This is a genomic window from Mycolicibacter engbaekii, from assembly GCF_002101585.1.
In the GTDB taxonomy this organism is placed as follows: domain Bacteria; phylum Actinomycetota; class Actinomycetes; order Mycobacteriales; family Mycobacteriaceae; genus Mycobacterium; species Mycobacterium engbaekii.
This window is the reverse complement of sequence record NZ_LQOT01000031.1, coordinates 193,753-202,228: the sequence shown is the minus strand read 5'-3', so window position 1 is coordinate 202,228 and position 8,476 is coordinate 193,753. Positions and strand designations below refer to the sequence as shown.

General features: G+C 68.2%; 8 protein-coding genes. 1 reads left to right on the top strand and 7 read right to left on the bottom strand.

The window, feature by feature from the left end:
* Positions 1-200 precede the first annotated feature (200 nt).
* A complete protein-coding gene (murA, locus tag AWC02_RS09470) occupies positions 201-1,454 on the bottom strand; it encodes a UDP-N-acetylglucosamine 1-carboxyvinyltransferase (protein ID WP_046321577.1) in 1,254 nt (417 codons plus the stop codon).
* Positions 1,455-1,554: 100 nt separating this feature from the next.
* Between murA and AWC02_RS09465 the strand changes: the two genes are divergently transcribed.
* Entirely contained in the window at positions 1,555-2,148 is a 594-nt protein-coding gene (locus AWC02_RS09465; protein ID WP_085128505.1) for a cob(I)yrinic acid a,c-diamide adenosyltransferase, read from the top strand.
* Between the two features lie 25 nt (positions 2,149-2,173).
* On the opposite strand, the gene AWC02_RS09460 is transcribed toward AWC02_RS09465, so the two are convergent.
* The 6 genes from AWC02_RS09460 to AWC02_RS09435 form a co-directional block, all read right to left on the bottom strand.
* Positions 2,174-2,617 carry a DUF2550 domain-containing protein gene (locus AWC02_RS09460; RefSeq protein ID WP_046321573.1) on the bottom strand — a complete coding sequence of 148 codons (444 nt, stop codon included), beginning with the start codon at positions 2,615-2,617 and terminating at the stop codon, positions 2,174-2,176.
* A 13-nt stretch (positions 2,618-2,630) separates the two neighbouring features.
* Positions 2,631-2,996, bottom strand: a complete 366-nt coding sequence (locus AWC02_RS09455) for a F0F1 ATP synthase subunit epsilon (protein ID WP_085128504.1) — start codon at positions 2,994-2,996, stop codon at positions 2,631-2,633.
* Between the two features lie 34 nt (positions 2,997-3,030).
* The gene (atpD, locus tag AWC02_RS09450; RefSeq protein ID WP_085128503.1) at positions 3,031-4,461 is read right to left on the bottom strand and encodes a F0F1 ATP synthase subunit beta; all 1,431 of its coding nucleotides are present in this window, start codon (positions 4,459-4,461) and stop codon (positions 3,031-3,033) included.
* A gap of 24 nt (positions 4,462-4,485) precedes the next feature.
* Complete coding sequence (locus AWC02_RS09445) at positions 4,486-5,409, bottom strand: F0F1 ATP synthase subunit gamma (protein WP_085128502.1); 924 nt, start codon at positions 5,407-5,409, stop codon at positions 4,486-4,488.
* A gap of 7 nt (positions 5,410-5,416) precedes the next feature.
* Complete coding sequence (gene atpA, locus AWC02_RS09440) at positions 5,417-7,066, bottom strand: F0F1 ATP synthase subunit alpha (protein ID WP_085128501.1); 1,650 nt, start codon at positions 7,064-7,066, stop codon at positions 5,417-5,419.
* A gap of 70 nt (positions 7,067-7,136) precedes the next feature.
* Positions 7,137-8,474, bottom strand: coding sequence for a F0F1 ATP synthase subunit B/delta (locus AWC02_RS09435; protein WP_085128500.1), 1,338 nt, complete (start codon positions 8,472-8,474; stop codon positions 7,137-7,139).
* Between the last annotated feature and the right edge of the window lie 2 nt (positions 8,475-8,476).

The window sequence follows — 8,476 nt, the reverse complement described above, 5'->3', positions numbered from 1 at the left end:
GGCGCCGAAGGCATGGCAAAAAACAACAACAAACAAAAACCACCAAACACACTATTGAGTTCTCAAACAACACGCCCGGCTTCAGGCAACCCCGCTACTATACTCCGTAGTCGGAGTTGAGTCAACTCCGAGTTTTTCGGGGCTTCCGGAAGGACTTCCAGTCGGCTCGGCGTTCCGCATCCGCGGGGTGCCGGCCCGATCTATATTACACGCTCAATCTCAGCGCCCAAATCGGCCAGGTTTTCCACGAACAACGGGTAGCCGCGATCGATGTGATAGACGTCGTGGACCTCGGTGTCTCCGTCTGCGACCAGGCCCGCAAGCACCAGACCGGCGCCGGCCCGGATGTCGGAAGCCCACACCGGCGCACTGGAGAGCTGCGGCAGACCGCGCACCACCGCGTGGTGTCCGTCGGTGCGCGCATCGGCACCCAGACGGATCATCTCCTCGACGAACCGGAACCGTGCTTCGAAGACGTTCTCGGTGATCATCGAGGTGCCCTCGGCGATCGCCGCCAGGCCGATCGCCATCGGCTGCAGATCGGTGGGGAATCCCGGGAACGGCAGGGTCGCGACGTTGACGGCCTTGGGCCGGTCGTACTGGACCACCCGGAACCCGTTATCGGACTGGGTGACGGTGGCGCCGGCGTCGTGCAACTTGTGCAGGACCAGCTGCAGGTGCGCCGGGTCCACCCCGGTGATGGAGATGTCGCCGCGGGTCATGACCGCGGCAATGGCCCACGTCGCGGCGACGATCCGGTCGCCGATCACCTCGTGTTCGGTCGGGTGCAGGCGCGGGACCCCGGTGATCTTGAGCGTCGGGGAGCCGGCGCCCTCGATCTGGGCGCCCATCTGGTTGAGCATCATGCACAGGTCGGCGACGTCGGGCTCGCGCGCCGCGTTGTGGATGGTCGTGACACCCTCGGCCAGCACGGCGGCCATCAAGATGTTCTCGGTCGCCCCGACCGAGGGAAACTCCAGCTGGATCTCGGCACCCCGCAGCGCGTCGGCATGCGCCACCACGCAGCCGTGCTCGATGTTGCAGGTGGCACCGAGCTGGCGCAGGCCGGCCTGGTGCATGTCGAGCGGACGCGACCCGATCGCATCGCCGCCGGGCAACGCGACCTTGGCCCGCAGGCAACGGCCCACCAGCGGCCCGAGCACGCATACCGAGGCCCGGAACTGCCGCACCGCGGCAAAGTCCGCGTCGTATTTCGGTTCATCCGGCGAGGTGATGCGCACCGTGGTGCCGTCCAGTTCGACGGTGGCGCCCAGCCCGCGCAGCACCTCGGCCATCAACGGCACGTCCAGGATGTCGGGGCAGTTGGTGATGGTGCTGGTGCCCTCGGCCAACAGTGCCGCCGCCATCAGCTTCAGGACGCTGTTCTTGGCCCCGCCGACCGCGACCTCACCGGACAACCGGTTACCCCCGGTAACCACAAAACGCTCTCCCACTCGCGTCAGTGTAGTGACGTCAGGTGTCGCGTCCCGACCAATCCGGCCTGGGGCCCCGGGGCCGGATCGCGCGGGGCGCCGCCCCGGTACGGTTTGGGCTATGGCCGTGCACATCACCCGCGTCTACACCCGCACCGGCGACGACGGAACCACCGGGCTCAGCGACTTCTCCCGCGTGCCCAAGACCGATCCGCGACTGGTGGCATACGCCGATGTCGAGGAGGCCAACGCTGCCATCGGCGTCGCGATCGCCCTGGGCGAACCGGCCGACGAGCTGCGGGCGGTGCTGCTGCGGATTCAGAACGACTTGTTCGATGCGGGCGCGGACCTGGCGACGCCGCTGGCCGACAATCCCAAGTACCCGCCGCTGCGGATCACCGAGGATTACATCCACCGCGTGGAAGCCTGGTGTGACGAGTACAACGAGCAACTGCCCGCGCTGAACTCCTTCATCCTGCCCGGCGGAACACCGCTCTCGGCCCTTCTTCACGTGGCCCGCACGTCCGTGCGCCGCGCCGAGCGCGCGGCCTGGGCGGCGCTGGAGACCTATCCCGAGGGCGTCTCGGTGTTGCCGGCCAAGTTCCTCAACCGGTTGTCGGATCTGATGTTCGTGTTGTGCCGAGTGGCCAACGCCGGCGGCGACGTGCTGTGGAAGCCCGGCGGCGGATCTCCCGCCGACCAGCCCGAGCGCTGACGGCGCGCTGCGCGCCGGGGATATCTCAGTAGTTCTGGCGCCGCGCCCGCGGTGACGGCCGAGCTTCCAGCCACGACAGGAAGGCCGTCCGCGCGCCGCGATCCAGCGCGATCTCGAAACCGGCCCGCCGGTCCTGGGTGGTGTCACGCAGTTCCAGCACCACGATCTCGTCGGTCATGATGTCGAACTCGTCGCCCCGCGGAGCACGCCGGGCCACCACCTCCACCCCACCGCGGGACAGCCGGCGGTCGGGCCACAGCCGCACACTGGAGATCCGGTAGAAGGCCGCTTCGCCACCCCGGTACCGGACCACGCCGTGGCGCCAGCCCTGCCCGCCGACCGCCGGAAGATCGCGCATGATCGCCGCCGTCCCACCCTGCCGCAGCTTCCACAGCCGGTAGCTCAGCGCTGTCACCGCGCCGAGGAGAACGGCGACGAGCACGACCATATACAGCATGGGCGTGCTCATCGGTTCACGCCGATTAGTCGATCACACCCAGGGCGCGCAGCCGTGCCCGTCCCGCAGCGGCCATCTTCGGGTCGCTGGACTGGGCCTCGTGCCGCGCGGTCGCCTCGTCGATCTCCGCGGCGAAGTCGACCGCCTCAGCCAGGATGCTGACGCCCTCTTCGGTCACCGACAGGAAGCCGCCGTGCACGGCGAGCCGCAACTCGCCCTCCTCGGCGCGGTCGACCCGCACCATGGAGTCGTCGACGAGCTGGGCCACCAGCGGAATGTGTCCGGGCAGGATACCGATCTCACCGGCGGTGGTCCGGGTGAAGATGAACGTGGCCTTGCCCGACCACACCTTGCGATCGACAGCGACGATGTCGACGTCAAGCTCTGCCATTACCCACCGCCTTTCGCCGCCAGAAGATTCCGGGTCACAGCTTGGCGCCCAGGCTCTCGGCCTTCTTGGCCAGGTCGTCGAGGCCGCCGATCAGGAAGAACGCCTGCTCGGGCAGGTGGTCGAAGTCGCCCTTGGTGAGCCGGTCGAAGGCTTCGATGGTCTCCTTCAGCGGCACCGTCGAACCGGGCTGGCCGGTGAACTGCTCGGCAGCCATCATGTTCTGGCTCAGGAACCGCTCGATACGACGCGCCCGGCCGACCAGCTGCTTGTCCTCTTCGGACAGCTCGTCGATACCGAGGATGGCGATGATGTCCTGCAGGTCCTTGTAACGCTGCAGGATCCGGATGACCTCCTGGGCGACCCGGTAGTGATCTTCGCCGACGATCGCCGGGTCCAGAATGGTGGAGCTGGAGGCCAGCGGGTCCACCGCCGGGAAGATGCCCTTGGAGAACACCGCACGGCTGAGCTCGGTGGTCGCGTCCAGGTGCGCGAACGTGGTTGCCGGGGCCGGGTCGGTGTAGTCGTCGGCGGGCACGTACACGGCCTGCATCGAGGTGATCGAACGGCCGCGGGTCGAGGTGATCCGCTCCTGGAGCTCACCCATCTCGTCGGCCAGCGTGGGCTGGTAACCCACGGCCGAGGGCATGCGGCCCAGCAGCGTCGAGACCTCCGAGCCCGCCTGGGTGAACCGGAAGATGTTGTCGATGAACAGCAGCACGTCCTGGCCCGCCTCGTCGCGGAACCACTCGGCCATGGTCAGGGCCGACAGCGCCACCCGCATACGGGTGCCCGGCGGCTCGTCCATCTGGCCGAACACCAGCGCGGTGTCCTTGAGCACGTTGGCGTCCTCGAGCTCGACCCACAGGTCGTTGCCCTCACGGGTGCGCTCCCCCACGCCGGCGAACACCGAGGTGCCACCGAAGTTGCGGGCGATACGGTTGATCATCTCCTGGATGAGCACGGTCTTGCCCACGCCGGCACCACCGAACAGGGCGATCTTGCCGCCACGCACGTACGGGGTGAGCAGGTCGACGACCTTCAGGCCGGTCTCGAGCATCTCGGTCCGCGGCTCCAGCTCGTTGAAGGCCGGGGGCTTGCGGTGGATCGCCCAGTGCTCGAAGTCTTCGCCATAGCCCGGCTTGTCCAGGCAGTTGCCGAGGGCGTTGAACACGTGGCCCTTGACCTCGTGGCCGACCGGCACCGAGATCGCTGCGCCGGTGTCGGTGACCTCGGTGCCACGCACCAGACCGTCGGTCGGCTGCATCGAGATCGTGCGGACCAGGTTGTCACCGAGGTGCTGGGCAACCTCGAGGGTCAGGGTCTTGGCCAGCTCCGAGAAGCTGATCTCGGCGTGCAGAGCGTTGAACAGCTCGGGCACCGCGCCCCGGGGGAACTCGACGTCGACGACGGGGCCGGTCACGCGCACCACGCGGCCGGCGGTTGTCTTGTCAGCGGTAACAGTCATTATCTTCTTCGCTTCCTTGGGGACTTACCGGGCGGCGTCGGCGAGGGCATTCGCACCGCCAACGATTTCGCTGATTTCCTGGGTGATCTGAGCCTGACGCTCGCGGTTGGCCTCAAGGGTCAACGCTTTGATCAAGTCGTCGGCGTTGTCGGTCGCCGACTTCATCGCGCGCTGGCGCGAAGCCAGCTCCGAGGCCGCCGAGTCGAGCAGCGCCGCGTACACGCGGGTGGTCAGGTACCGCGGCAGCAGCGAGTCGAACAGCGTGGTGGCGTCCGGTTCGAAGGAGTACAGCGTCCGGGGACCGGTCTCCTCGCCGACGTACTCCACCAGCATCGGGGCGATCCGACGCGCCTCCGCCGACTGCGAGAGCATCGACCGGAAGTCGGTGGCCACGATGTGCAGCTCGTCCACGCCGAGCAGCCCGTCGGTGCCCGGGTGGTGGCCGTCGTCGTCGGCTCCGGCCAGGAACGCCTCCACCAGGGTCGAGGCGATCTCGGCGGCGTTCTCATACGTCGGCTGCTCGGAGAAGCCGGTCCAGGAATCGGTGACCGTCCAGTTCCGGAAGCTGTAGTACGCCAGGGCCTTGCGGCCGACGACGTAGAGCACCGGGTCCTTGCCCTCCGAACGCAGCAGCGCGAACAGCTCCTCTGCGCGGCGGAAGACGTTGGCGTTGTAGCCGCCACACAGGCCACGGTCGGACGACACCACCAGGACACCCGCCCGCTTGGGCTCGCTGCGCTCGACCAGCAGCGGGTGGTCCAGGGCCGCCTCGGCAGCCAGCGTGGTGAGCAGCCGGGTGATCCCGTCGGCGTACGGCCGTGCGGTTTCGAGCCGAGCCTGCGCGCGGCCGATACGCGAGGTCGCGATCAGCTCCTGGGCCTTGGTGATCTTCTTGATCGACCCGGCAGAGCGGATTCGCCCGCGTAGTTCACGAAGTGTGGCTGCCATAGCGGCGTTACTTCTTCTTCGCCGGCGCGGCCTTGCGGACCTGCACCGCTTCCTTGCCGAGCTTGTCCTCGTCGAGTGCCTCGACGTGCTCGTCGGGAACCACCGAGCTGCCGTCAGTGGCGGCGAACCCCTTCTTGAACTGGTTGATCACCGCGACCAGCTTCTCGCTGGCCTCATCGGAGAGCTTCTTGGACTCCCGGATGCCGGTGAGGATGTCGCTCTCGGAGGCCCGGATGTGGTCCAGCAGCTCGGCTTCGAAGCGGCCCACGTCCTCGACCGGAACCGAGTCCAGGTGGCCTTCGGTACCGAGGAAGATCGAAACCACCTGCTCCTCGACCGGCATCGGCGCGTACTGGGGCTGCTTGAGCAGCTCCACCAGGCGCGCACCGCGCTCCAGCTGCGCCTTCGAAGTGGCGTCCAGGTCGGAGGCGAAGGCGGCGAAGGCCTCCAGCTCGCGGTACTGCGACAGGTCCAGACGCAGCGAACCGGCGACCTCTTTCATGGCCTTGATCTGGGCGGCGCCACCGACACGCGACACCGACACACCGACGTTGATGGCCGGCCGGACACCCTGGTTGAACAGGTCGCTCTCCAGGAAGCACTGACCGTCGGTGATGGAGATGACGTTGGTCGGGATGTAGGCCGAGATGTCGTTGGCCTTGGTCTCGATGATCGGCAGGCCGGTCAGCGAGCCGCCACCGAGCTCGTCGGAGAGCTTGGCGCAACGCTCCAGCAGGCGCGAGTGCAGGTAGAACACGTCACCCGGGTAGGCCTCGCGGCCCGGCGGGCGGCGCAGCAGCAGCGAGATCGCGCGGTAGGCCTCGGCCTGCTTGGTCAGGTCGTCGAAGACGATCAGCACGTGCTTGCCGGAGTACATCCAGTGCTGGGCGATCGCCGAGCCGGTGTAGGGGGCCAGCCACTTGAAGCCGGCGGAGTCCGACGCGGGTGCGGCGACGATCGTGGTGTAGTCCATGGCGCCGCCCTCTTCCAGCGCGCGACGCACGCTGGCGATGGTGGTGCCCTTCTGGCCGATCGCGACGTAGACGCAGCGGACCTGCTGGTTGGGGTCTCCGGTCTCCCAGTTCTTGCGCTGGTTGAGGATGGTGTCCACGCACAGCGCGGTCTTGCCGGTCTTGCGGTCGCCGATGACGAGCTGACGCTGGCCGCGGCCGATCGGGGTCATGGCGTCGACGGCCTTGATACCGGTCTGCAGCGGCTCGCTGACGCTCTGGCGCTGGACCACCGAGGGGGCCTGCATCTCCAGGGGACGGCGGGTCTCGGCTTCGATCTCGCCGCGGGCGTCGATCGGCTGCCCCAGCGGGTTGACGACCCGACCGAGGAAGGCGTCGCCGACCGGCACCGAGAGCACCTCGCCGGTGCGCTTGACCTGCTGGCCCTCTTCGATGTTCTCGAAGTCACCCAGGATGACCGCACCGACGTTGTGCTCGTCGAGGTTCAGGGCCACGCCCAGTACCCCGCCGGGGAACTCGAGGAGCTCCTGGGTCATCACCGAAGGCAGGCCCTCGACGTGTGCGATGCCGTCGCCGGCGTCGATGACGGTGCCGACCTCCTCGCGCGCGGTTTCGGCACTGAAGGAGCTCACGTACTCCTCGATCGCCCCCTGAATGTCGTCAGAGGAGATTGTCAACTCTGCCATGGCTTTTCGTCTTCCTGCCTTCGAAATGGGTTGTGGGCTCTGAGACCGGGTAGGTCCTGTTAGGTCTTGATCAGTCGGGCAAATGCGTCTTGGCGGCTGCCAGGCGTGACGACAGCGTGCCGTCGATCACCTCGTCGCCGACCGAGATGGTCAGCCCGCCCAGCAGCGCCGGGTCGACCCCGACCTGCACACGGACCGGGTGGCTGTAGATCCGGCTCAGGACCGTCTTCAGCCTGCTGCGCTGGTCGTCGCTCAGCTCGGCGGCCGCACCGACCTGCGCCACCAGCTCGCCGCGGCGTGCCACGGCGATCGAGGCCAGCTCGGTGATCGCCTGATGCGCGGACTGGCCACGCAACAGCCGCACCGTCTGCTCGAGCAGCGCTGCGGTGATCGGGTTGACGCCGCTGCCCTCGCCGATGACCTTGCGCAGCAGCCCGACCCGGCCGGCGGCCGGGGTCGCGGTGTCGCCGAGCAGGATGTCCAACCGGGGCTGGGCGTCGAGCAGGCGGGAGAACCGGAACAACTGGTCCTCCACCTCATCGACGGTGCCCGCCCCTTCGGCCGAAAGCAACAGGGCCTGCCGGGCGACGTGCTCGACCGCGGTGACCAGGTCGGAACCGTGGGACCAACGGGCCGCGGCCGCCTCGGTCACCAGGGCCAGGGCCGGCGCGCCGATCTTGTCGGCGAACAGGCGCTGCACCAGCCGCACCTTCGGTGCCGCGTCGTCCGTCGGCACGCTCAGGTGCCGGGTGATGACGCTTTCGCGCTGGAGCACCTCGGCGACCGCGGACAGGTCACCGGCCAGCGCGGTCAAGCCCTGCTGGTCCAGGCCACCGGTCACCTCGTCGAATTTGCCCAGCAGTCCGGCAAGTGCCTGCCGGCTGGCCGAGCGCATCTGGACCAGGATCGGCGATTCCACCTCGACGGCACTCGGCGCCATGGCGTCGAGCTCGTCGAGGAACCGGTCGACGGTGGCGGACTGCCGCTGCGGGTCGGCCACATGGGCGCGAACCAGATCGGCGGCCCGCTGCACAGCCTCGGCGCCCAGGTCCGACCGCAACTCACGGATGAGTTGCGCCCGCAACAGGCCGACCTGCTGCCCGCCGGAAGCCTTGACGCGTTCCGCCTCGGCACCGGCCTGGCTGCGCAGCTGCTCGGCGATCCGCTCGGCATCCGTGCGGGCTTCGGCGGTGACGCGTTCGGACTCGGTGGCGGCATTGGCCAGCGCCGTGGAGTGCGCCTGGCCGGCTTCGGCCAGGCGGGCGGCGGCAGCTGCCGCCTCCTCCAGCTGCTTGCGCACCGATTCCTGCTGGTCGGCCATCAGCTTGCGCACCGGTGGCACCACGAACTTGACCAGCAGCCACACGATGATCGCAAAGCCGACCAGCTGCCCGATGAAAATCGACATCT

Coding starts and splice junctions, on each gene's coding strand:
- AWC02_RS09465 (WP_085128505.1), top strand. CDS start 1,555: ATGGCCGTGCACATCACCCGCGTCTACACCCGCACCGGCGACGACGGA.
- AWC02_RS09460 (WP_046321573.1), bottom strand. CDS start 2,617: ATGAGCACGCCCATGCTGTATATGGTCGTGCTCGTCGCCGTTCTCCTC.
- AWC02_RS09455 (WP_085128504.1), bottom strand. CDS start 2,996: ATGGCAGAGCTTGACGTCGACATCGTCGCTGTCGATCGCAAGGTGTGG.
- atpD (WP_085128503.1), bottom strand. CDS start 4,461: ATGACTGTTACCGCTGACAAGACAACCGCCGGCCGCGTGGTGCGCGTG.
- AWC02_RS09445 (WP_085128502.1), bottom strand. CDS start 5,409: ATGGCAGCCACACTTCGTGAACTACGCGGGCGAATCCGCTCTGCCGGG.
- atpA (WP_085128501.1), bottom strand. CDS start 7,066: ATGGCAGAGTTGACAATCTCCTCTGACGACATTCAGGGGGCGATCGAG.
- AWC02_RS09435 (WP_085128500.1), bottom strand. CDS start 8,474: ATGTCGATTTTCATCGGGCAGCTGGTCGGCTTTGCGATCATCGTGTGG.